This is a genomic window from Variovorax sp. P5_A3, from assembly GCF_056400665.1.
Map to the genome: position 1 here is coordinate 20,615 of NZ_JBFUKW010000005.1, position 19,699 is coordinate 40,313.

21 protein-coding genes are annotated in these 19,699 nt (G+C 66.3%); 11 read left to right on the plus strand and 10 right to left on the minus strand.

Annotation, left to right across the window (positions count from 1 at the left end; genetic code table 11):
• Window positions 1-118: 118 nt before the first annotated feature.
• Both AC1D3B_RS09425 and AC1D3B_RS09430 read right to left on the minus strand, forming a co-directional pair.
• Window positions 119-1,303, minus strand: coding sequence for an extracellular catalytic domain type 1 short-chain-length polyhydroxyalkanoate depolymerase (locus AC1D3B_RS09425; RefSeq protein ID WP_478190399.1), 1,185 nt, complete (start codon window positions 1,301-1,303; stop codon window positions 119-121).
• Between the two features lie 38 nt (window positions 1,304-1,341).
• Window positions 1,342-1,767, minus strand: coding sequence for a CopG family transcriptional regulator (locus AC1D3B_RS09430; RefSeq protein WP_478190400.1), 426 nt, complete (start codon window positions 1,765-1,767; stop codon window positions 1,342-1,344).
• 169 nt (window positions 1,768-1,936) lie between these two features.
• On the opposite strand from AC1D3B_RS09430, the gene AC1D3B_RS09435 reads away from it, so the two are divergent.
• Window positions 1,937-2,377 (plus strand): rhodanese-like domain-containing protein, encoded by a 441-nt coding sequence (locus AC1D3B_RS09435; RefSeq protein ID WP_478190668.1) that lies wholly within the window; start codon window positions 1,937-1,939, stop codon window positions 2,375-2,377.
• Window positions 2,378-2,527: 150 nt separating this feature from the next.
• Here AC1D3B_RS09435 and lysM read toward each other — a convergent pair whose 3' ends face one another.
• Entirely contained in the window at window positions 2,528-2,989 is a 462-nt protein-coding gene (gene lysM, locus AC1D3B_RS09440) for a peptidoglycan-binding protein LysM (protein WP_478190401.1), read from the minus strand.
• Between the two features lie 118 nt (window positions 2,990-3,107).
• Between lysM and AC1D3B_RS09445 the strand changes: the two genes are divergently transcribed.
• Window positions 3,108-3,881, plus strand: a complete 774-nt coding sequence (locus AC1D3B_RS09445; RefSeq protein WP_478190402.1) for a type III pantothenate kinase — start codon at window positions 3,108-3,110, stop codon at window positions 3,879-3,881.
• A gap of 16 nt (window positions 3,882-3,897) precedes the next feature.
• Here the strand turns inward: AC1D3B_RS09445 and AC1D3B_RS09450 are convergent, their stop codons facing one another.
• Together AC1D3B_RS09450 and AC1D3B_RS09455 are read right to left on the minus strand one after the other, a co-directional pair.
• Complete coding sequence (locus AC1D3B_RS09450; protein WP_478190403.1) at window positions 3,898-4,998, minus strand: M14 family metallopeptidase; 1,101 nt, start codon at window positions 4,996-4,998, stop codon at window positions 3,898-3,900.
• On the minus strand, window positions 4,995-6,209 hold the full coding sequence (locus AC1D3B_RS09455) for a M20 aminoacylase family protein (RefSeq protein WP_478190404.1): 1,215 nt from the start codon (window positions 6,207-6,209) through the stop codon (window positions 4,995-4,997). The genes AC1D3B_RS09450 and AC1D3B_RS09455 overlap by 4 nt, the downstream gene beginning before the upstream one ends.
• 111 nt (window positions 6,210-6,320) lie before the next feature.
• Between AC1D3B_RS09455 and argE the strand changes: the two genes are divergently transcribed.
• The 4 genes from argE (at window position 6,321) to AC1D3B_RS09475 (ending at window position 10,364) form a co-directional block, all read left to right on the plus strand.
• Window positions 6,321-7,532 carry an acetylornithine deacetylase gene (argE, locus tag AC1D3B_RS09460; RefSeq protein ID WP_478190405.1) on the plus strand — a complete coding sequence of 404 codons (1,212 nt, stop codon included), beginning with the start codon at window positions 6,321-6,323 and terminating at the stop codon, window positions 7,530-7,532.
• Between the two features lie 26 nt (window positions 7,533-7,558).
• Window positions 7,559-8,782 (plus strand): DUF445 domain-containing protein, encoded by a 1,224-nt coding sequence (locus tag AC1D3B_RS09465; protein WP_478190406.1) that lies wholly within the window; start codon window positions 7,559-7,561, stop codon window positions 8,780-8,782.
• 200 nt (window positions 8,783-8,982) lie between these two features.
• The gene (locus AC1D3B_RS09470) at window positions 8,983-9,702 is read left to right on the plus strand and encodes a hypothetical protein (protein ID WP_478190407.1); all 720 of its coding nucleotides are present in this window, start codon (window positions 8,983-8,985) and stop codon (window positions 9,700-9,702) included.
• A complete protein-coding gene (locus tag AC1D3B_RS09475) occupies window positions 9,699-10,364 on the plus strand; it encodes a hypothetical protein (RefSeq protein WP_478190408.1) in 666 nt (221 codons plus the stop codon). Before AC1D3B_RS09470 ends, AC1D3B_RS09475 begins: the two co-directional genes overlap by 4 nt.
• A gap of 31 nt (window positions 10,365-10,395) precedes the next feature.
• Here the strand turns inward: AC1D3B_RS09475 and AC1D3B_RS09480 are convergent, their stop codons facing one another.
• Window positions 10,396-11,523, minus strand: a complete 1,128-nt coding sequence (locus tag AC1D3B_RS09480) for an ABC transporter substrate-binding protein (RefSeq protein WP_478190409.1) — start codon at window positions 11,521-11,523, stop codon at window positions 10,396-10,398.
• A gap of 71 nt (window positions 11,524-11,594) precedes the next feature.
• Between AC1D3B_RS09480 and AC1D3B_RS09485 the strand changes: the two genes are divergently transcribed.
• From AC1D3B_RS09485 to AC1D3B_RS09495, 3 genes are read left to right on the plus strand one after another with little or no spacing between them, the layout of a single operon-like run.
• Window positions 11,595-13,640: a molybdopterin-containing oxidoreductase family protein gene (locus AC1D3B_RS09485; RefSeq protein WP_478190410.1), complete on the plus strand. Its 2,046-nt coding sequence runs from the start codon at window positions 11,595-11,597 to the stop codon at window positions 13,638-13,640.
• Window positions 13,637-14,800, plus strand: coding sequence for an aminopeptidase (locus AC1D3B_RS09490; RefSeq protein WP_478190411.1), 1,164 nt, complete (start codon window positions 13,637-13,639; stop codon window positions 14,798-14,800). Before AC1D3B_RS09485 ends, AC1D3B_RS09490 begins: the two co-directional genes overlap by 4 nt.
• The gene (locus tag AC1D3B_RS09495) at window positions 14,793-15,128 is read left to right on the plus strand and encodes a polyhydroxyalkanoic acid system family protein (RefSeq protein WP_478190412.1); all 336 of its coding nucleotides are present in this window, start codon (window positions 14,793-14,795) and stop codon (window positions 15,126-15,128) included. Before AC1D3B_RS09490 ends, AC1D3B_RS09495 begins: the two co-directional genes overlap by 8 nt.
• A 2-nt stretch (window positions 15,129-15,130) precedes the next feature.
• On the opposite strand, the gene AC1D3B_RS09500 is transcribed toward AC1D3B_RS09495, so the two are convergent.
• From AC1D3B_RS09500 to AC1D3B_RS09515, 4 genes are all read right to left on the minus strand, one after another.
• Window positions 15,131-15,385 (minus strand): acyl-CoA-binding protein, encoded by a 255-nt coding sequence (locus AC1D3B_RS09500; protein WP_478190413.1) that lies wholly within the window; start codon window positions 15,383-15,385, stop codon window positions 15,131-15,133.
• Between the two features lie 57 nt (window positions 15,386-15,442).
• Window positions 15,443-16,273, minus strand: a complete 831-nt coding sequence (locus AC1D3B_RS09505) for a hypothetical protein (protein WP_478190414.1) — start codon at window positions 16,271-16,273, stop codon at window positions 15,443-15,445.
• An 11-nt stretch (window positions 16,274-16,284) separates the two neighbouring features.
• Window positions 16,285-16,959 (minus strand): TetR/AcrR family transcriptional regulator, encoded by a 675-nt coding sequence (locus AC1D3B_RS09510; protein ID WP_478190415.1) that lies wholly within the window; start codon window positions 16,957-16,959, stop codon window positions 16,285-16,287.
• A 118-nt stretch (window positions 16,960-17,077) separates the two neighbouring features.
• Window positions 17,078-17,563: a phasin family protein gene (locus AC1D3B_RS09515; protein WP_478190416.1), complete on the minus strand. Its 486-nt coding sequence runs from the start codon at window positions 17,561-17,563 to the stop codon at window positions 17,078-17,080.
• 158 nt (window positions 17,564-17,721) lie between these two features.
• Between AC1D3B_RS09515 and rfbB the strand changes: the two genes are divergently transcribed.
• Both rfbB and rfbD read left to right on the plus strand, forming a co-directional pair.
• Window positions 17,722-18,801, plus strand: a complete 1,080-nt coding sequence (rfbB, locus tag AC1D3B_RS09520) for a dTDP-glucose 4,6-dehydratase (RefSeq protein ID WP_478190417.1) — start codon at window positions 17,722-17,724, stop codon at window positions 18,799-18,801.
• Window positions 18,798-19,688 carry a dTDP-4-dehydrorhamnose reductase gene (gene rfbD, locus AC1D3B_RS09525; protein ID WP_478190418.1) on the plus strand — a complete coding sequence of 297 codons (891 nt, stop codon included), beginning with the start codon at window positions 18,798-18,800 and terminating at the stop codon, window positions 19,686-19,688. The genes rfbB and rfbD overlap by 4 nt, the downstream gene beginning before the upstream one ends.
• Window positions 19,689-19,699 lie beyond the last annotated feature (11 nt).

Consider the following 19,699-nt stretch of genomic DNA (forward strand, 5'->3'; position numbering starts at 1 on the left):
GTCGGATACAACGCGCGAGGGCGGTTCCGCGCTGGCATCCGCCTTGCAAACCAAGGCAAATATCTCGCACGGGAGGCAACCACGTGTAAGCCCGGCGCTTGCGCCGGTGTGGGTCGCCTCAGTGAACGATGCCGGCCGCCGGGTTGGCGTGCAGGAGGAAGAAGCGCAGCATCTCGGCGCTGGCGTCCGGTCCCGAGGGGTCCGTGAACGAGCCCTGCGGACTGCCGCCGGCCCACGCGTGGCCCGCACCGTGCAACACCCAGTGCTCGACCGCCGGACGCCCGCCGGCGCTTGCATAGGTGCGACGGGTGAAGGTGCGACCGCGCGTCGACGTGCCGGTGGCTTCCCGCGCGCCGGGCGCGATGCCGTCCTCTCGCCCTGCCAGCGCGGCCGCGACCACCTGGTCGCCGTTCCGGGGATGGACCGTGCTGTCGGCATCACCGTGGAAGACGATGGTCGGCGGCGTCGGGCCGGGCGTTGCGCCCTTGGCGTGACCGCCCTTCATGGCGGCCAGCGCCGACATCAGGTCGCTCGCCGAGCCGCTCGGAAGTCCCGAGTGGACGCCGACTGCGGCGAACAGTTCGGGGTGCGTGCGCCCGAGGATGTCCGCCATCGCGCCGCCGGCCGACAGCCCGGCGACGTAGACGCGCGCCGGATCGACCGATTGCGCGGCCATGACCGATTGAGTGAGCGCTGCCAGCAGGGCGGGTTCGCCTCGATCGCGTTGCTGGTGCTGGGACTTGAACCAGTTCCAGCATTTCGACGAATTGGCGTGCTGCGTCTGCGCGGGGTAGAGCACGAGAAAGCCGTGTTCGCGCGCCAGATTGTTCATTTGCGTGCCGGCTGCGAAGTCCTCCGGATGCTGGGTGCAGCCATGCAGCATCAGCAGCAGGGGGCGCGGGGTGTCGGCACCCTTGGTGGGCACGAAGAGCTTGTAGGCGATGGAGCGGTTCTGGTGGGCGAAGAGACCGTCGATCCATTGCTCCTCGGTTTCCGGTTCCGGTTCCGGTTCCGATTCCGGTTCCGTTCGGGGTGACGGGGCGAAAGGTGCGAAAGGTGCGAATGGGGTGTCCGCCTTGGCGGGCGCCGGTTCGACGAAGCGCGATTCCACGTCGATGACCAGCGTGTCCTCGTTGGCCGCGTGCGCCGATGGCGGCACGGCGTCGGCAGGGCGCGTGGATGGGGATTCCGCAGCAGCAGATCCGCGCAGGGCGCGCTGGATCGCACGCGTCGCTTCCTGCAGGTTGCCGGTTCGCGTCAGGCGGGTGGCCTGGCGCATCAGCCGTTCGAAAAGGGGATTCATCGTGGCCTTGAAGAAAAGTGGGGAGGTATCGGGACCGCTCAGCGAACCCGGTCTGCCAGTGCAGCCTTGACGGCAGGGCTCGCGTGCAGTGCACCGAGGACGGTGATCGATCCGATGGTTTCGAGCGCGAGTTCGGGCGTCACGTCCGTCGCGATGCTGGCGAGTCCGAGTACCCGGATTTCGAGCTTCTCGCCGGCGCGGCGAACCGCTTCGAGATCGCCGACGCCGAACTGCTGCAGGCCCAGTACCAGCATCTTCCGGGCCACCACTTGCTTCAGCGCGTCGCCATGGGCGGTGAGCTGGTTGCGGATGGCGGTCCGGATGAAGTCGGTGCGGTTCGAATAGAAGCCCTCGGCGACCATCAGGTCGATGTGACCCAGATCGACGTAACCGAGGTTGATGGTGATCTTCTCGGCGTCGGGCAGGCGGCTTCGGAGGGCCGGCGGTGCATGTTCAGTTTGCATGCCGCCATTCTATCACCATCCGTATGGATGGTTGCAGGATGGTATTGGGATGGTTTGTTTGAACGAATCGTGGCGGCGCGCATGGCCTCGCTGCTGTGCGCGGAGGGTCTTCATGAACTGGGAGAATCGACCGCAGGAATCCACCGACCCGCAGCAAGGACGAATGCAGATGAGCCATCCGAACGCACCCGCCCAGGACAGACTTGGCGTAAAACCGGCCGCAGGCTACGCTGGCGACGTCACGCCGGAGCAGGCCGCACTCTGGATGACGAGCGGCGAAGCCGTGCTGGTCGACGTGCGCAGCGATGCAGAGCGTGAATGGGTCGGCTATGTCCCCGGCGCTGTCGGCCTCGCGTGGAAGCAGTGGCCTGAAATGGCTCCCAACCCCGGCTTCGACGAAGGCCTGCGCTCCGCCGTCCCGGCCGGAAAGAAAGCCGTGCTGCTATGCCGCAGCGGCGTCCGTTCGATCTCCGCCGCCAAGCGCGCCACCGAACTCGGCATCGAGGCCTACAACATCCTCGAAGGCTTCGAAGGCGACGCAGACGAACAAGGTCATCGCGGCCAAAAAGGCGGCTGGCGCCTCCACGGCCTCCCCTGGAAACAAAAATAACAGCAATGAAAAAGGCCCCCGCGGGGCCCTTTTTCTTTCGTAAAACACCACGGATCCGGCTCCGCCGGTCCGCAGGTGTTGCCCCCGGCAGGGGGTAGGCGGCCACACGAAGTGGGCAAGCCTGGGGGCGAGCTACATTTTTGGGGCGAGCTAGAGCTTGGGGATGCGGAGTTTCTGGCCGGGGTAGATCTTGTCCGGGTGGCTCAGCATCGGCTTGTTCGCCTCGAAGATCGCGTTGTACTTGTTGGCGTCGCCGTAGTACTTCTTCGAAATGGCCGAGAGCGTGTCGCCGCGAACCACGTCGTGGTACTGCGCTTCCTCGGCTGCCGGCGCGACCAGGTTGTTGTCCACCTGCGTCACGTTGGCCACGTTGCCTGCCGCTAGCGAAGCCTTCTCGCTGGCTTCCTGCGAAGGCGCATTCCCCGACAGCGTCACCACGCCGCTGCTGGCGACGTAGGTCACCTCCAGCGCGGTCAGCCCGAGGTTCTGTGTCTCGATGTAGGTCTTGATGGCGTCTGCGGCCACCTTGTTCGCATCTGGTTCCGCAGCGTGAGCGGTCGAACCGCCGAACAGCTTTTCGCCCGCTTCCTTGATGAAACTCAGCAAACCCATGGTTACTCCTTGATTGAATATTGGAGAGACCACTTTAACCCCTGAAGATGGCGGTCCCCGGCGCGGCCGCCCGCGCATATGCAAGCGGCCGTAAGCACAACTCGCAATAATCCCGCGCATGGCATTCCTCGCGATCGACATCGGCAACACCCGCCTCAAGTGGGCTCTCTACGACGTGGCGCGGCCTGGTGCCGAGTTGCTGGCGCATGGGGCCGAGTTCCTCGATCACATCGAGCGTCTCGCCGAGGGGCCGTGGGCCGATATGCCCGCGCCCGCGTCGATGCTGGGCTGCGTGGTGGCCGGCGATGCCGTGCGGCGCCGCGCCGAAGAGCAGGTGGTGGAGCGATTCGACTGTTCGCCGCGATGGGTGGTCTCCAGCCTCGCCGAAGCCGGCATCGTCAATGGCTACGACCATCCGACGCGCCTGGGCGCCGACCGGTGGGTCGCGATGATCGGTGCGCGCCATCGCATGCTGTCGCAAGGACCGGTGCGACCGATGGTCGTGGTGATGATCGGCACCGCGGTGACGGTGGAGGCCGTCGATGCCAACGGAAAGTTCCTCGGTGGTCTCATCCTGCCGGGCCACGGGATCATGTTGCGCGCGCTCGAATCAGGCACCGCGGGCCTGCACGTACCGACCGGCGAAGTGCGCGAGTTCCCGACCAACACCAGCGATGCACTGACCAGCGGCGGCACCTACGCGATCGCCGGGGCGGTCGAGCGCATGGTGCAGCATGTGCGCGCGCATTGCGGCGCGGAGCCGGCCTGCTACATGACCGGCGGCGCGGGGTGGAAGATGGCGCCGAGCATGAACGGCGACTTCGATCTCGTCGACAGTCTGATCATGGACGGCCTGCTGGTGATCGCCGAGGAGCGCCTGCTGCCCGGCTGATCGTCCTGGGGGAAGTTCAGCGGCTTCCGGACAGGCCGTCCACTGCCTGGAACATCGCCTGCCGGGCCTGGCTGATGATCTGGCCGCGCCATGCATCGGTGTCCGTGTAGAACGCTTCCAGCATCTTCGCGCGAATCGGTGCTGCAAGTTCCGTGGGCGCCTCGGGGTGGTTGTGCAACCAGTGGTCCGCACGCAGCGCACCCATCACGTCCATGATGGGGACGGTCCCGTATTCCAGCGCGATCCCGGTGTACTCGGCCTGCGGGCATTCCTCGTACACAGAGTTCCACATCAGCCCGGTCAGGAATGCGGACGTGGAAGAGCCGTCGTAGATCGATGTCACCGGCGCTGCTGGCGTGCCCCACCATGCGTTGGCGCGCGCGTAGGCGGCCTTGTCGTCGCGGCACGAGAAGATGCGCTCGCCGATTCCATTGGGACCGAGGCCGGTGTGGAGGTCGATCCATGCCAACTGTCGCGTCGCCTTGGCATGCGTGTGCAGGACCTCCCGGATGGTCCTGTTGCTCCAGGTCGGCGCGTTGCCGCCGAAGAAGAGGCCGTCCGCGAACTGGTACTGGCCACGGGTCACGGCGGCCTGGTAGGCGGTGGCGCCGTGCTGGTCGATCCATGCGGCGATCGCCGCCTGGTTCTCCGCGGTCGGCGGCCACTCGGCGGGCAGCAGCAGCGCATGGAGGCTGGCATAGGCCTCGTTGATGGGCAAGGCCGCAGCGAAGTCGAAGAAGTTGCGGTTGAGGTCCACGTTCTCGTGCGTCACCCGTCGGCCGTGGGAAAAGCCGTGCGGGTTGAGCGCGTGCACATACAGCACCGCCACGCCCTGGTCGCGCGCCTTCTGGCGCCACTCGTCGTCGTACAGCGCGAAGATCTGCACGCCGCTGCCGCAGTAGCCTTCGACGCCGTGGCAGGCGCTGGTCACGATCAGCAGGCGCTCGGCATCGGGGCTGCCGTCGAGGGCGACGTCCATCGCCAGTTCCTCGCCGTCGCGGCCCTTGAGCGGGTGAACGTGCGATTGCACCGCGAGACCGGCGCTCGTGCACGCCTGCAGGAATTTCTGCCGGGCCAGCAGGTAGCGAGACGAGAAAGCCTCGCCGACGCCGATCATGCGGCTGCCCCCGCCGTGCCTTTCGGCGCGTTGAGGAACTGCTCGGCCAGTTGGACCCAGCAGGTCGCGCCCAGCGGGATCAGGTCGTCGTTGAAGTCGTAGCTGGCGTTGTGCAGCATGCACGGGCCACCGCCGTGGTGCGCGTCGCGATGGCTGCCGTCGCCGTTGCCGATGAATGCATAGGCGCCCGGCTTCTCCAGCAGCATGAAGGCGAAGTCCTCGGCTGTCATGGCGGGGTCCTGAACCAGCACGTTGTCCTCGCCGACGATGCCGGCCATCACGCGGCGGGCGAAGTTGGCTTCGGCGGCGCTGTTGATGGTCGGCGGATAGTTGCGGTGAAAGTAGAAGTCGCACTCCGTGTCATGCGCGGCGCTGACGTGCTCGGCGACCTTCTTCATGCGCGTCTCGATCAGGTCGAGGACTTCGAGCGAGAAGGTCCGCACCGTGCCCTTCAGGACGCAGGTGTCGGGGATCACGTTGGTGGCCTCGCCCCCGTGGATCATCGTGACCGAGATCACGCCGGCGTCGGTCGGCTTCTTGTTGCGCGTGATGATGGTCTGGAAGGCCTGCACCATCTCGCAAGCCACGGGCACCGGGTCGATGCCCGTGTGCGGCAGCGCGGCATGGCCGCCCTTGCCGCGGATCGTGATGACGAACTCGTTGCTCGACGCCATGGCCGGTCCGGGGCTGACGGCAAACTGGCCGACCTTCATGCCCGGCCAGTTGTGCATGCCGAAGACGGCTTCCATGGGGAACTGCTCGAACAATCCTTCCTTCACCATCTCGCGCGCGCCGCCGCCACCTTCTTCGGCGGGCTGGAAGATCAGGTAGACCGTGCCGTCGAAGTTGCGGTGCTTCGCCAGATGCTGCGCCGCAGCGAGAAGCATCGCGGTGTGTCCATCGTGGCCACAGGCGTGCATCTTGCCGGGGTGCTTGCTCGCATGCGCGAAGGTGTTGAGTTCGGTCACCGGCAGCGCATCCATGTCCGCGCGCAGCCCGACGGCGCGGTCGCTGGTGCCGTTCCTGACGATGCCGATCACGCCTGTCGTTCCGAGCCCGCGGTGGATCGGGATGCCCCATTCGGTGAGCTTGGCCGCGAGCACGTCGGCGGTGCGGACTTCCTGGAAGCAGAGCTCGGGATGAGCGTGCAGGTCGCGTCGGACCGTCGCGATGCCGGCCGCCTGGGTGACGAGGGAATCGATGAGTTTCATGGGCAGGAGTCTAGGCTTTGCGGGGAGCGCCCGCAAAGTCCGTGCCTCGCCCGGATCGACGCGTCGCGCTTGGCAACCGTGGCCGCGCGGACTTCCGGGACAATAGTTCGCATGTCATCCCATGTGCTCTCCCCCCGCAGCCTCGAACTCGCGCAAACGCTGGTGCGCATGAACACTGTGAGTGCCAACAGCAACCTGGAGTTGATCGACTTCGCGCGCGACCACCTGGCCGGGCTCGGCGTGCGCAGCCGCATCACCTACAACGCCGACAAGACCAAGGCCAATCTCTTCGCCACGCTGGGTGCCGGCAAGAAGGCGGGTGTGATCGTCTCGGGCCACACCGACACGGTGCCCTGGGACGGGCAGGAATGGAGCGTCGATCCACTCTCCGCCATCGTGCAGGACTGGCCGCAGGACGACGCGGACGCCGAGGTGGCGCATGTCGAGCCGCGGCTCTACGGGCGGGGCTCTGCGGACATGAAGAGCTTCATCGCGCTCGCGCTGGCCAACGCCGAGCACTTCATCGAAAGCGATTCGCCGTTCGCGGTGCACTTCGCCTTCAGCTATGACGAGGAAGTCGGCTGCTTCGGCGTGCGCGAGCTGATCGCGGACATGAAGGAGCAGACCATCAGGCCGCTGGCCTGCATCATCGGCGAGCCAACGCTCATGATCCCGGCCATCGCGCACAAGGGGGTGTACCGCTACAAGTGCTGCGTGCGCGGCAAGGAGGCGCATTCGTCGCTCACGCCGCAGTCGGTCAATGCCATCGAGATGGCTGCGCGCGTGGTCGGCAAGCTGCGCGACATGGCCGAGGGCTTCGAGCGCGACGAGCCGCGTTATGCCGGCTTCGACGTACCTTTCAGCACTGCCAGCGTGGGCCAGTTCCATGGCGGCATCGCCGACAACGTGGTGCCGCGCGACGCCGAGTTCCGCTACGAATTCCGCAACCTGCCCACGGCCGATGCGGCGCAGATGCAGAAGGAAATCACCACCTACGCGAGCCGCGCGGAGGCCGCGATGAAGAAGGTCGCGCCCGAGGCCGGTTTCAGCTTCGAGACCATCTGCGAGGTCCCCAGTTTCCTGGGTTCCGCCAATGATCCCGTCACGCGGCTCGCGCAGCGTCTGGCCAAAGAGCCGCGCACCACGCTGGTGGCCTTCGGCACCGAGGCGGGCCTCTTCAAGAACGCGGGCATCCCGACCGTGGTGTGCGGGCCGGGGAGCATCACCCAGGCGCACCAGCCCGATGAGTACGTGACGCTCGAGCAACTGGCGCGCTGCGAAGCCTTTCTCCGGGGGCTGGCGGCGACGAAGGAGATCCGCTGACATCGGCGCCGGGCGGCCCTGGGGCCATGAAACGCATCGCGCTCGGCCTGCTGTGCGCGGCCGCGCTGCTCTATGCGTTGGCCACGGCGCTCGAACCCGGGCATCCGGCCTGGGGCTATGTCGCCGCCTTCGCGGAAGCGGCCATGGTCGGTGCGATTGCGGACTGGTTCGCAGTCGTGGCGCTGTTCCGTCATCCGCTCGGATTGCCCATTCCGCACACGGCGATCATCCCGGCCAACAAGGACCGTATCGGCGCCAAGCTCGCCGGCTTCATCTGCAACAACTTCCTGAGCACGCCGCAGGTGCTGGCCAAGCTCGAACAGGTCGATCCGGCGGCGCGCCTTGCCGACTGGCTCTCGCGCCCCGATCGCGCGGAAAAGCTCGGCGAGCACCTGGTGGCCGCGGTGCGCTATGGGCTGACCGCCTTCGATGACACGCGGGTGCGCGACTTCCTTGGCCGCATGGCGACAGCGGGGTTGGCGCAGGTCGACGTGTCGCGCCTCGCCGGGCAGGCGCTCGACGCGTTGACCGCGGGCGGCCGGCACCAGGCCCTGCTCGATGACGTACTGGTGCAGATCGCGGGCGTCGTCGAAAGCGACGAGGTGCAGGAGCGCATCACCGAGGCGATCGCCCGCGAGGTCAAGGCGCTGCGCTACGTGGGGCTGGACCAGGTCGCGGCCAAGCTGGCAACGCGCAAGATCATCGCGGCCGTGGCGCGCACCATTGCCGACATGGCCGGCGACCCCGCGCATCCCCTGCGGCTGCGCTTCGATGCCTTCATGGCCGAGTTCGTCGAACGCCTCAAGACCGACCCCGAGTTCCAGCGGCGCGGCGAAGCCATCCGCGCCGACCTGCAGGCGCATCCGGCGCTTGGCGACTACCTTCACGGTCTCTGGACCGAGGTGCTCGGATGGCTGCACGACGATCTCGCAAAGATCGATTCGAGCATCCGCCAGCGCATCGTCTCGATGGCGGGCGCCATGGGCGCGCGATTGCGGGCCGATGAGGCGATGCGGCGCTGGATCAACGAGCAGATCGTCGACGCCGCGCCGCGTGCGATCGAACGCTATCGCGAGGACATCCGGCGCTACATCGTCGAACGGGTCCAGGAATGGAATGCCGACGAGATGACCCGCGAGCTCGAACTGAACATCGGGCGCGACCTGCAGTTCATCCGGGTGAACGGGACGCTCGTGGGCGGCCTGGTCGGCCTCGGGATCCATGCGGCGACGCAGATTTGGAAGGGCTAACCCCAAGAAAATCCGACGCCGATGTCGACACATAATGTTACGAGGAAAACAAACAGAGTTCGAAATTGCTTCGTTGGCTTCTCGCGCTATCAGCGCTTCTTCTTGGCGCGTGCGCGCCTTTCCACAAACCCCTTGCGCCCGAAAATCGGGCCCGCATCACTGAAGTCGATGTCCGTGTCGTCGTTGCGCAGGAAAGCTTCATGTTTTCCGCGCAATCGCCGGGCGTCAGCGCCGCCCTCGGCGGGGGCTTGATACCGGCGCTCATCGACGCATCGGTCCAGCAGTCGCGCCAGAAGGCCATGGCTTCGGAAGTGCAGGCCACGGTGGGGCCGCTCCTGGACTATGACTACCGGGCCGAGGCGGGTCGCGCGCTGACAGGCATCGAGGCGGATGGTGCCTTTCCGCTCAAGGTTCGATCGGCGAGTTTGCTCGCCGGCATGCCGGTCAAGAAGGACCATGAAGCGAGCATCGCGGCGACGGCAACAGGTCCCGCCTACATGGTGCTCATGCTTCACTACGCGCTCGAACCGGGTCTCGGTGCGTTCACGACGCGCACTACCGCTCTGATGTGGCAGGACGGAAACAACGAACCGTCCTATCGGGCCGCCGCCATCTTCCAGGCGCCGCTGGGCACTGGCAGCCGGGTCGAAGTCGTCCGGCGGCTGACTGCGCAGGACGGCGACCTGCTTCGCTCGACCATGCAGGCCTCGATGGCGGAAACCATGCGCATGGTTGCGCTCGACATTGCCGGTCCACCGGCATCCAACAAGGCCGCCGCCGGCAAGGCGGGCACCTCGCGCCTCAATTTCAATGGGACCTGGGTGCCCGTTTCCACGACCGAAGTCGATGCCCGGACCGCGCGCGCCATCGTGCGCGACCAGGCCGGCGTTCTCTATTCGCTGGTGGAGAAGACGCAATGATCCGGAACCGTTTCGCACTGGCCTGCCTGGGCGCGCTGTGCGCCGCCCCGGGCCTCTCGCATGCGCTCACCGACGGAGAGCCGCTCAGCATGCTCTACGAAGAAGCCCCTCAGCCGGCCCAGCGCCCGAACGGGCCCCCCGTGATCGAGCCGATACGGCTTGCGCAAGCCTGCACCTTGCAACTGACCAAGGTGGAAGACTTGCGTCGCAACAAGGGCTTTGCGGCGAACTCGACGTTCATGCTGATGGGGCCCGGTGCGACGCCGCTGGGCGTGCAGTCGGCACAGAGCGGCGATGGCACCCAATGGACGCGTCTCGCGCTCAAGTCCCTCCAGCGCTACGGCGTGAAATTGGAGGAGCCCGCAGGGACTTCCACCACGGCGCCGGGGCAGGTTTCGGCGGACGTCGGACTGCGCCTCGCGCATGGATGGTCTGCCGGTCTCAACCTCGTCTCGCACGTGGTGCTCACCGTCAACTATCACCTGCCGGGCGGCGACGCCGTGCGCCAGTACCACGGGATGGGCACGCGTACCAACTGGAAAAACGGCAACGGCGAGTACATGGCCGTCTTGAACCTGGGCATCGATGAAGCCCTCCGCAGCATGGTCGCGGACTTCTCGACCGTGTGCGCCGGCCAGACGTTGCAGGCCCAGGGCGACTAGCCGATCGCTGCCCGGACCTGAGGGGGCTGGCTCAGGTGCGGATCCGCCCGTCGCCCGTGATCATCGACAGCTCGACGAACTTCGACGCCACGTGGTTGCGCGGCGAGAACGAGACCTCAAAGCCGCCGAACTGCTGCCTGTCGATGCTTTCGAGGCCGGCGATCAGGCCCTCGCGGGTGACCTTGCCGGGCGCCCGCCGCAATCCTTCGACCAGTACCTTCGCGGCCAGGTAGCCTTCCAGGCTCGAGAAGTTGGCCTTGGTGTTGCCGCCGCTCTTGCGCAGCGCATCGTTGAACTCGCGCGTGATGCCGTTGGCCGCGTTGTAGGGCGAGGGCACGACCTGCGTGACCACCACGCCGGCGCCGTCCTTGCCGAGTTCGTCGGACAGGGCCTGCGTGCCGACGAAGGACACGTTGAAGAAGGTGCCGCCATAGCCTGCCTTGCGCGCTTCGCGGATGAAGGCGGCGCATGACTTGTAGGCGCTGACCTGGACCACCGCGTCGGGACGCACCGCGACGATGTTCTTGACCGCCGTGGCAACGTCGACCGAATTCCGCTCGACCGTGGCGAGCGCGGTCGGCTTGAGGTCCAGCTGCGACAGGGCGAGGGTGACGCCGTCGAGACCTGCCCTGCCGTAGGCGTCGTTCTGGTAGAAGACCGCGATCTTCTTCAGGCCGAGGTGGGTGAGTTGCTTCACGATCAGCGCGGTCTCGTCGTTGTACGAGGCGCGCAGATGGAACACATTGCGGTGGAAGGGTTCGCGCAGGGCCATCGCACCGGTGAAGGGCGCGATGAGGGGGATCTTCGCGTTCACCGCCAGCGGCAGGGCCGCGAGGCTGGTCGGCGTGCCGATGTAGCCGAACAGCGCGAAGGCGTCGTCGTCGATCAGCTTCCTGGTGTTGGCCGCACAGCGGTCGGGCTCGTAGCCATCGTCCAGGAACTTGATCGCGACGTCGCGGTGCCCGGGCAGCGCGTTGTACTGGTCGAGATAGAGCTTGGCGCCTTCGTAGAACTGGATGCCGAGCTGCGCAGCCGGTCCGGTGAACGGTGCCGACTGGCCCAGGACGATCGGCGTTTCGCTCTGCGCCCGTGCCCATTGAAAGCCGGCGAGTGCCGCCGCGCCGGTAGCGATCGAAAAATGCCTGCGATTCAATTTCATGAAAACCCCTCAGCGCGCATTCGCGACGCAGAACTTAGACTCGCCTGTCGGCCGTTGCCCCTCTTGACCCCATGACTCTCCCAACCCAAGTGCTCGGCGCATGCCCGCATGACTGCCCCGATACCTGCGGGCTCGTGACCACCGTGCAGGATGGCGTGGCCATCAAGCTGCAGGGCAATCCAGCCCATCGGCACACTGCGGGCGTGCTCTGCACCAAGGTCTCTCGCTACATCGAACGGAATGACCATCCCGAACGCCTTGTGCAACCCTTGAAGCGCTCCGGCCCCAAGGGGAGTGGCCTCTTCGAGCCGGTGACTTGGGAGGCCGCACTGGACGACATCGCGGCGCGACTCCATGCAATCAGAAGTAACAATCCGGAAAAGATTGTGCCTTACAGTTACGCAGGAACGATGGGTCTTGTACAGGGCGAATCGATGGATCGTCGTTTTTTTAACAAGCTCGGCGCATCGCTTCTGGACCGTACGATCTGTTCCACTGCCGGAGGTGAGGCCTTAGGTTTTACTTTGGGCGGCAAGGTGGGTATGCGGGTCGAGTTTTTCGCGGAAGCGAAGCTGATCCTGATCTGGGGCAGCAACTCGATCGCCAGCAACCTGCACTTCTGGCGGCATGCGCAAGCCGCCAAGCGCGCCGGCGCGCGGCTGGTGTGCATCGATCCGCGCAGGACCGAGACGGCGGACAAGTGCGACGAGCACATCGCACTGCTGCCAGGCACCGACGCGGCGCTGGCCTTCGGGCTGATGCATGAGCTGATCGTGAACGACTGGCTCGATCACGACTACATCGAGCGTTACACCTTGGGCTGGACGCAGCTTCGCGAGCGCGCGTTGCAGTGGCCGCCTTCGCGCGCGGCAGCGGTTTGCGGCGTGCCGGAAGCGCAGATTGTCGAGCTGGCCCGCGCGTACGGGACGACCAAGCCGGCGGCCATTCGGCTCAACTACGGCATGCAACGCGTACGCGGCGGCGGCAATGCGGCCCGCGCAGTGGCCTGCCTGCCTGCGCTGGTGGGCGCGTGGCGCGATCGGGCGGGGGGCCTGCTGCTGAGCAGCTCGGGCCTCTTTCCGGTGGACCGCGCCAGATTGCAGCGGCCCGACCTCCTGGACGGCCGGCGCCCGCGCACCATCAACATGAGCGCCATCGGCGATGCCTTGCTCGACACCGCGAACCCGATCGAGGCCCTGGTCGTCTACAACAGCAATCCGGTGTCCATCGCGCCGGACTCGGGCAAGGTGGTCGCGGGCTTTGCGCGCGAAGACCTCTTCACCGTGGTCCTGGAGCAGTTCCAGACCGACACCGCCGACTACGCCGACTACGTGCTCCCGGCCACTACGCAACTGGAGCATTGGGACATCCACTACAGCTACGGCCATACCGACGTGATGTTGAACCGGCCTGCGGTCGCGCCGCGGGGCCAGGCGCGCAGCAACACCTGGGTGTTTCGCGAACTGGCGAAACGCATGGGCTTCGACGAGCCTTGCTTCGCGGACGACGACGAAACCTTGTGCCGCGCCGCATTCGGCACCGAGGCGGTCGACTTCGAGGAACTGGTGGCGCACGGTTTTGCCACCCTCAAGCTCCCGGATGCGCCTTACGCCGAAGGCAATTTCCCGACGCCGTCCGGACGCTGCGAGTTCTACAGCGCCCGGCTCGCTGCACAGGGCCAGGACGGCGTGCCCGATCACGTGCCCAACTACGAACCCGCAGGCAGCTCGAAGGACTTTCCCCTCGCGATGATCTCGCCGCCGGCGCGCAATTTCCTCAATTCGAGCTTCGTCAACGTGCGCAGCCTTCGTGCGATCGAAGGCGAGCCGCTGCTCGAGATCAACGAAGCCGACGCCTCGGTGCGCGGCATCGTGGACGGCGCCACGGTGCGCGTCTTCAACCAGCGCGGCGAGCATCGCTGTCGCGCCGAAGTCTCGCGCCGCGCCCGCCCGGGCGTGGTGCACGGCCTCGGGATCTGGTGGCGCAAGCTTGGCCTGGACGGCACGAACGTCAACCAGCTCACGAGCCAGCGGCTGACGGACATCGGGCGCGGTCCGACCTTCTATGACTGCCTCGTCGAAGTGGAGTCCGTCGCGGAAGCAGCGGTCGCGCCATGAAGGCCAGAAGCAAGCGTCTCGCAATATGCGCGACGGTTGCAGGGATTGCGTTGCTCGCGGGTTGCGCCGATGTCGGCTACTACTGGCAGTCGGCCAGCGGCCACCTGGACCTGATGCGGGCGGCCCGGCCGGTGGACCAGTGGCTCGAAGACCCCACGACGTCGGACGCACTCAAGACCAAGCTCGAACTCACGACGCGACTGCGCCGCTACGCGGTGACCGAACTCGGTCTCCCCGACAACGACAGCTACAAGGCCTACGCGGATTTGCACCGCAACGCCGCGCTCTGGAACGTCGTGGCCGCGTCGCCGCATTCGCTCACCTTGAAGACATGGTGCTTCCCGGTCGCCGGGTGCGTCGGCTATCGGGGCTACTACGACGAGGCCGCCGCCAAGGCCGAAGCCGCCGAGTTGCAGGCGCAGGGGCTGGAAACGTCCGTCTACCCAGTGCCTGCGTACTCGACGCTCGGCTGGATGAACTGGGCCGGTGGCGATCCGCTGCTTTCCACCTTCATCGGCTACCCGGAAGGCGAACTGGCGCGCATCGTCTTCCATGAACTGGCCCACCAGGTGCTCTACGTGCCGGGCGACACGATGTTCAACGAATCCTTCGCGACCGCGGTGGAGCGCATCGGCGGCGCGCGCTGGCTGAAGACCCACGCCAGCGAGGCGGCGGCGCAGGAATACGCCCAGTTCGACGCACGCCGCCAGCAGTTCCGTGCGCTCACCACCGACACCCGGCGCGCGCTGCAGGAGATCTACACGTCGAAGGAAGCCCAGGCGAAGGACTGGGAAGCGGTCGATGCCCGCAAGAAGGCGGCCATGGAGGAGTTTCGCGAGCGCTATGCCGTGCTGCGTGCGAGCTGGTCCGGCCCGAGGCAAGGCGCCTACGACACCTGGGTGGCGCGGGCCAACAATGCGACCTTCGGTGCGCAGGCGGCCTACGACGAACTCGTCCCGGGGTTCGAAGCGCTGTTCGAGCGCGAGGGCGAGGATTGGCCGCGCTTCTACGCTGCGGTCAAGCAGTTGGCCAAGATGCCCAAGGACGGACGGGACCTGGCACTCAAGACCACTCCTCCGGCGCCATCGGCGGACCTCCTGCAAACTCAAGCACCCTGCTGCAAGCCCAACAACACCAAGAACGGAGCTCCCGGTGTCTGACATCCATATCGAACGCAACCACGACCTGGGATTGGTCGCCGCACGCGCGGTCGCGCGCCGATGGATGCAGAAGGTCGAGCAGGACTACGGCCTCGAGTGCACGTATGACGAAGGCCAGACCTGCGACGTGGGCCAGTTCACCCGGGCGGGCATCGACGGCACCGTGGAAGTGAGCGGCAGCCGCTTCATGCTGAACGCCACGCTCGGGTTCCTGTTCGCGAATTTCAGCGAGCAGATCGAGCAGCGTCTGCAACAGAACCTCGACGCCCTGCTGGGCGACAAGTCACCGGCCGACGACGACGCGTACAACGACAGGGACTGGCTCTGAGGTTATTTCAGCGACTCGATAAGGTCGATGTATTGCTGCTTGGCGTCGTCGGCGCTCAGGCCCTTGCGGGATGTCCACGCGTCCCATTTCGCACGGGCGACGATGTCGCTGAAGCTCGGCTTCTTCTCGGTGTTGTCGCCGGCGGTGGCCTGCTTGAAAAGGCCGTAGATCTTGAGCAGCGTCGGGTTGTCGGGGCGCTCGGCGAGCAGTTTGGAATTGGCTTGGGCGGCTTCGAACTGGGCGTTCAGGTCGGTCATGGCAGGAAGGGGTTTCGTCAAAAACCCGATCTTAAGTGACGACGCCGTCTATAAATATCAGTCGGACAGGCCAGCCCGTGCGAGTTCGACATCGAGGCGCTCGCGGGCGTCGGCCGGTTCCAGCGACGCTGCCTTTTCATAGAGGCGCGTCGCCTCGGCCATGCGCGAATCGCCCTGCAGCATTAGCAGTCCGCGCGCGTATTCCATCAGCACACTGGCCGAGTGCGGATTGAGCGCCAAGCTGCGCTCGAACAATTCGATGGCGGCTTCGGCGCGCACGCCATAGGTCATGCGGCCCACCAGCGAGCCGACTTTGTCGATGACTTCGGCGTGGAAGGCCCCGAGCGCCGCGTGCGCGTCGGCGTGGTGCGGCTGCAGGTCGATCACGCGCTCCAGGGCGCTCTTCACCTTGCTGCCCAGTCCCTGCGCCAGCGCGCGCGCCACACTGATGCCCTGGCTGTAGCGCCCGAGCGCGTAGGCCTGCCAGTAGAGCGCCTGGCAGTTGTCGGGCTCCGAAGCGATCTGGGCCGTGGTCCGCTCGGCCACCTGCTTGAACAGCGCCAGCCGGACCGACTCGCGAGGCTCCAGGTAGTTGGCATAGATGGCCGTGGCCTGGTTCGCGAGCGCCAGCCCCTCGTGGCCGTGCTTCAGGCCGATGGCCGCGGCACGTTCGAACTCCCCGCTGTGATAGAGCGCCCAGCCCTCGGCCAAGGGCCCCGGCACGGGCGGCTGCAGGCCTTGGCCGGCATGGAGGCGCGGCCAGTGCGTCAGCAGGTTGGAAGTGTCGAAATGGGGGGCGTCGTGATAGGGCAATCGGGTCCATTGCCCCGTCGCGGGTGGGGCGCCGGCGGACAGCAGCGAGAGAGGTTGGAGGTCCGGTGGGGTCATTCGATAAGGGGTCAGACCGTTGCAGGTTGATCTTCGCCGGCATAGGCGTTGCTGAGTGTCAGCAAATGCCTCCGTTGCTCCGTCGCCAGATAGGGCGCCAGCAGATGCAGTGTGTGATGGGCGCCGCGCAACAGGGCGCCCTGGGCGTGCGCGGGCTCGAGCGCCTCGCGCGGGTTGCGGACGTATTCGTAGCTGAGCCAGTAGGTCAGCACGACCACCATGCTCTGCGCCAGGGTGTCGACTTCGCGCGCGTCGATGTCGAGATGCCCGGCGCGGCTCAGTCCGGCCAGCAGGGCGCGAATGGCCCGCGCCTTGTTCTTGAGCACGATCTGGAACTGCGTCTCGAGATGCCGGTTCTTGCTCAGCAGGTCGTTCAGGTCGCGGTAGAGGAAGCGGTAGCGCCAGATCAGCTCGAACAGGCTGTGCATGAAGAACCATGCATCCTCGACGTCGTGCACGCCTTCGCTCGCGTGGAGCAGGGTGACGAGCTCGGTCTCGTAGCCTTCGTAGAGCCGGTTGATCAGCTCATCCTTGGCGGGGTAGTGGTAGTAGAGATTGCCGGGGCTGATGTTGAGCTCGGCCGCAACCAAGGTCGTCGAGACGTTCGGCTCCCCGAACCGGTTGAACAGGTCAAGTGCGGCTTCGAGGATGCGTTGTGCAGTGCGGCGTGGCGCTTTCTTGGCCATGTCGGAGCCTCGGTTGTCTCTTCTTGGCAGACACTCTAGCGCAACTCCGTCGCGACGGGTGCGGCGATCGCCGCTTGTCCCGCGGCCGGCCCCGGGCTCAGTTTCCGGTCAGGCCGGCTTAGCCATTGCCTGGCGCCTTGTGTCGCTGTGAGGGCTTTGCGGATTCCGACGACTTGCGCGCGGCGGTCTTGCGCGGCGCCGGACGAGCCGGAGCGCTGGCGGCCTCCTTGCGGCGCAACTCCGCCTCCAGGGCCTCCACCCGCGCCTGCAGCGCCGCGACTTCCTGGGCCGACGGCATGCCGAGCTTTTCGAGGGCGCGGGCAACGCGGTCCTCGAAGATGTTCTCCAGCTTGCCCCAGCCGCCCGCGGCCTTGGTGCCGAATTCGCTGGCGAAACCCGCCATCCGCGCCTGCGCCTGGGCCAGCGTTTCCTCGGCCGCCTGCTGGGTCTTCTTCTGGACGCCGACGCCGTCCTTCACCAGCGCCTCGAAGGCCTTGCTGCCCTCCTGCTGCATCTTGGCGAAGGCGCCGAGGCCGGCGAGCCAGATCTGCTGGGCGGAGTCCTTGATACGGTCTGCTCGCTTGTCGTCGTCGGGGTTGGACATGGTGTGTGTTCCTTGGATCGCTTGGGGACTCTAGCCGGGGCCGGGCGGGCTCGTGTAGAGGCGGGGGTCTAGCAGCGAATTGAAACATTTCTCGAATGGGATAATCCGCTGCTCGACCGCCGGCAGGCGATTATTTCGACAATAAAGAGGGACCTCCCATGATCCTGGTTACCGGCGGCGCCGGCTTCATCGGCGCCAATTTCGTTCTCGACTGGATTGCGCAGAGCGGCGAAGCCGTCGTCAATCTCGACAAGCTGACCTATGCCGGCAACCTCGAAACGCTCGCATCGCTCAAGGACAACGCCGGGCACGTGTTCGTGCAGGGCGACATCGGCGACAGCGCCCTGGTCGACAAGCTCCTGGCCGAACACAAGCCGCGCGCGGTGGTGAACTTCGCGGCCGAATCGCATGTGGACCGCTCGATCCACGGGCCCGAGGATTTCGTCCAGACCAACGTGCTGGGCACATTCCGGCTGCTCGAATCCGTCCGGGGCCATTGGAATGCCTTGCCCGCGGACCAGAAGCAAGCCTTCCGTTTCCTCCACGTCTCGACCGACGAGGTGTACGGCTCGCTGTCGGCGACCGACCCGGCCTTCACCGAGGAAAACAAGTACGAGCCCAACAGCCCCTACTCTGCCAGCAAGGGGGCGAGCGACCATCTGGTCCGGGCATGGCATCACACCTATGGCCTGCCGGTGGTCACGACCAATTGCTCGAACAACTACGGCCCCTTCCATTTCCCCGAGAAGCTGATCCCGCTGATGATCGTCAACGCGCTCGCCGGGAAGTCGCTGCCGGTGTATGGCGACGGCATGCAGGTGCGCGACTGGCTCTACGTCAAGGACCACTGCAGCGCGATCCGCCGCGTCCTCGAAGCCGGGCGCCTCGGCGAGACCTACAACGTCGGCGGCTGGAACGAGAAGCCCAACATCGAAATCGTCAACACGGTCTGCGCGCTGCTCGACGAACTCCGCCCCCGCGCCGATGGCAAGAGCTACCGCGAGCAGATCACCTACGTCACCGACCGTCCGGGCCACGACCGGCGCTATGCCATCGATGCGCGCAAGCTCGAACGCGAACTGGGCTGGAAACCCGCGGAGACCTTCGACACCGGCATTCGAAAGACCGTCGAGTGGTACCTGGCCAATGCCGAGTGGGTGCGCAACGTGCAGAGCGGCGCCTACCGCGAGTGGGTCCAGAAGCAATACGCGGGCGCTCCCGCGAAGGCGCAGGCATGAAGCTGCTGCTGCTCGGCAAGGGCGGGCAGGTCGGCTGGGAATTGCAGCGCAGCCTGGCACCGCTCGGTGAACTGGTGGCGCTCGATTTCGACAGCACGGACTTCCGCGCGGACTTCGGCCATCCGGAGGAACTGGCCGACACCGTGCTCAAGGTGCGGCCGGACGTCATCGTCAATTCGGCGGCCCACACGGCCGTCGACAAGGCGGAAAGCGAGCCGGAATTCGCGCGCAAGCTGAACGCGACTTCGCCCGGCGTGGTTGCGCAGGCTGCCCAGCAGATCGGCGCGCTGATGGTCCATTACTCGACCGACTACGTCTTCGACGGCAGCGGAACCCGGCCCTGGGAGGAAGACGACGCCACGGGCCCGCTCAGCGTCTACGGCAGTACCAAGCTCGAAGGCGAGCAACTGGTCGCGCAGCACTGCGCGCGCCACCTCATCTTTCGCACAAGCTGGGTCTACGCAGCACGCGGCGGCAACTTCGCGAAGACCATGCTGCGGCTGGCCAAGGAGCGGGAGCGCCTCACGGTCATCGACGACCAGTTCGGCGCGCCCACCGGCGCGGAACTGTTGGCCGATGTCACGGCGCATGCCATTCGCGACACGCTGCGCGAGCCCGGCAAGGCGGGTCTCTATCACCTCGTCGCTGGCGGCGAGACCACCTGGCATGGCTACGCGCGCTTCGTGCTGGAGCAGGCCCAGGCCGCGGGCATCGAGCTCAAGGCGGGGCCCGATGCCGTGGACCCGGTGCCGACCAGCGCGTTTCCGACGCCGGCCACACGGCCGCACAACTCCCGCCTGAACACGGCGAAGCTCCAGGCCACTTTCGGCCTCGTCCTGCCGCACTGGCAGGCGGGTGTCGCGCGCATGCTGCGCGAAACGCTCTGATCCCACTACAA

Bases quoted from the DNA above. Each gene is read 5' to 3' on its own strand.
- AC1D3B_RS09515 (WP_478190416.1), bottom strand. From the start codon at position 17,563: ATGTCCAACCCCGACGACGACAAGCGAGCAGACCGTATCAAGGACTCC.
- lysM (WP_478190401.1), bottom strand. From the start codon at position 2,989: ATGGGTTTGCTGAGTTTCATCAAGGAAGCGGGCGAAAAGCTGTTCGGC.
- rfbD (WP_478190418.1), top strand. From the start codon at position 18,798: ATGAAGCTGCTGCTGCTCGGCAAGGGCGGGCAGGTCGGCTGGGAATTG.
- AC1D3B_RS09505 (WP_478190414.1), bottom strand. From the start codon at position 16,273: ATGACCCCACCGGACCTCCAACCTCTCTCGCTGCTGTCCGCCGGCGCC.
- AC1D3B_RS09450 (WP_478190403.1), bottom strand. From the start codon at position 4,998: ATGATCGGCGTCGGCGAGGCTTTCTCGTCTCGCTACCTGCTGGCCCGG.
- rfbB (WP_478190417.1), top strand. From the start codon at position 17,722: ATGATCCTGGTTACCGGCGGCGCCGGCTTCATCGGCGCCAATTTCGTT.
- AC1D3B_RS09485 (WP_478190410.1), top strand. From the start codon at position 11,595: ATGACTCTCCCAACCCAAGTGCTCGGCGCATGCCCGCATGACTGCCCC.
- AC1D3B_RS09475 (WP_478190408.1), top strand. From the start codon at position 9,699: ATGATCCGGAACCGTTTCGCACTGGCCTGCCTGGGCGCGCTGTGCGCC.
- argE (WP_478190405.1), top strand. From the start codon at position 6,321: ATGTCATCCCATGTGCTCTCCCCCCGCAGCCTCGAACTCGCGCAAACG.
- AC1D3B_RS09445 (WP_478190402.1), top strand. From the start codon at position 3,108: ATGGCATTCCTCGCGATCGACATCGGCAACACCCGCCTCAAGTGGGCT.
- AC1D3B_RS09490 (WP_478190411.1), top strand. From the start codon at position 13,637: ATGAAGGCCAGAAGCAAGCGTCTCGCAATATGCGCGACGGTTGCAGGG.
- AC1D3B_RS09430 (WP_478190400.1), bottom strand. From the start codon at position 1,767: ATGCAAACTGAACATGCACCGCCGGCCCTCCGAAGCCGCCTGCCCGAC.
- AC1D3B_RS09470 (WP_478190407.1), top strand. From the start codon at position 8,983: ATGTTTTCCGCGCAATCGCCGGGCGTCAGCGCCGCCCTCGGCGGGGGC.
- AC1D3B_RS09435 (WP_478190668.1), top strand. From the start codon at position 1,937: ATGAGCCATCCGAACGCACCCGCCCAGGACAGACTTGGCGTAAAACCG.
- AC1D3B_RS09455 (WP_478190404.1), bottom strand. From the start codon at position 6,209: ATGAAACTCATCGATTCCCTCGTCACCCAGGCGGCCGGCATCGCGACG.
- AC1D3B_RS09510 (WP_478190415.1), bottom strand. From the start codon at position 16,959: ATGGCCAAGAAAGCGCCACGCCGCACTGCACAACGCATCCTCGAAGCC.
- AC1D3B_RS09425 (WP_478190399.1), bottom strand. From the start codon at position 1,303: ATGAATCCCCTTTTCGAACGGCTGATGCGCCAGGCCACCCGCCTGACG.
- AC1D3B_RS09500 (WP_478190413.1), bottom strand. From the start codon at position 15,385: ATGACCGACCTGAACGCCCAGTTCGAAGCCGCCCAAGCCAATTCCAAA.
- AC1D3B_RS09480 (WP_478190409.1), bottom strand. From the start codon at position 11,523: ATGAAATTGAATCGCAGGCATTTTTCGATCGCTACCGGCGCGGCGGCA.
- AC1D3B_RS09465 (WP_478190406.1), top strand. From the start codon at position 7,559: ATGAAACGCATCGCGCTCGGCCTGCTGTGCGCGGCCGCGCTGCTCTAT.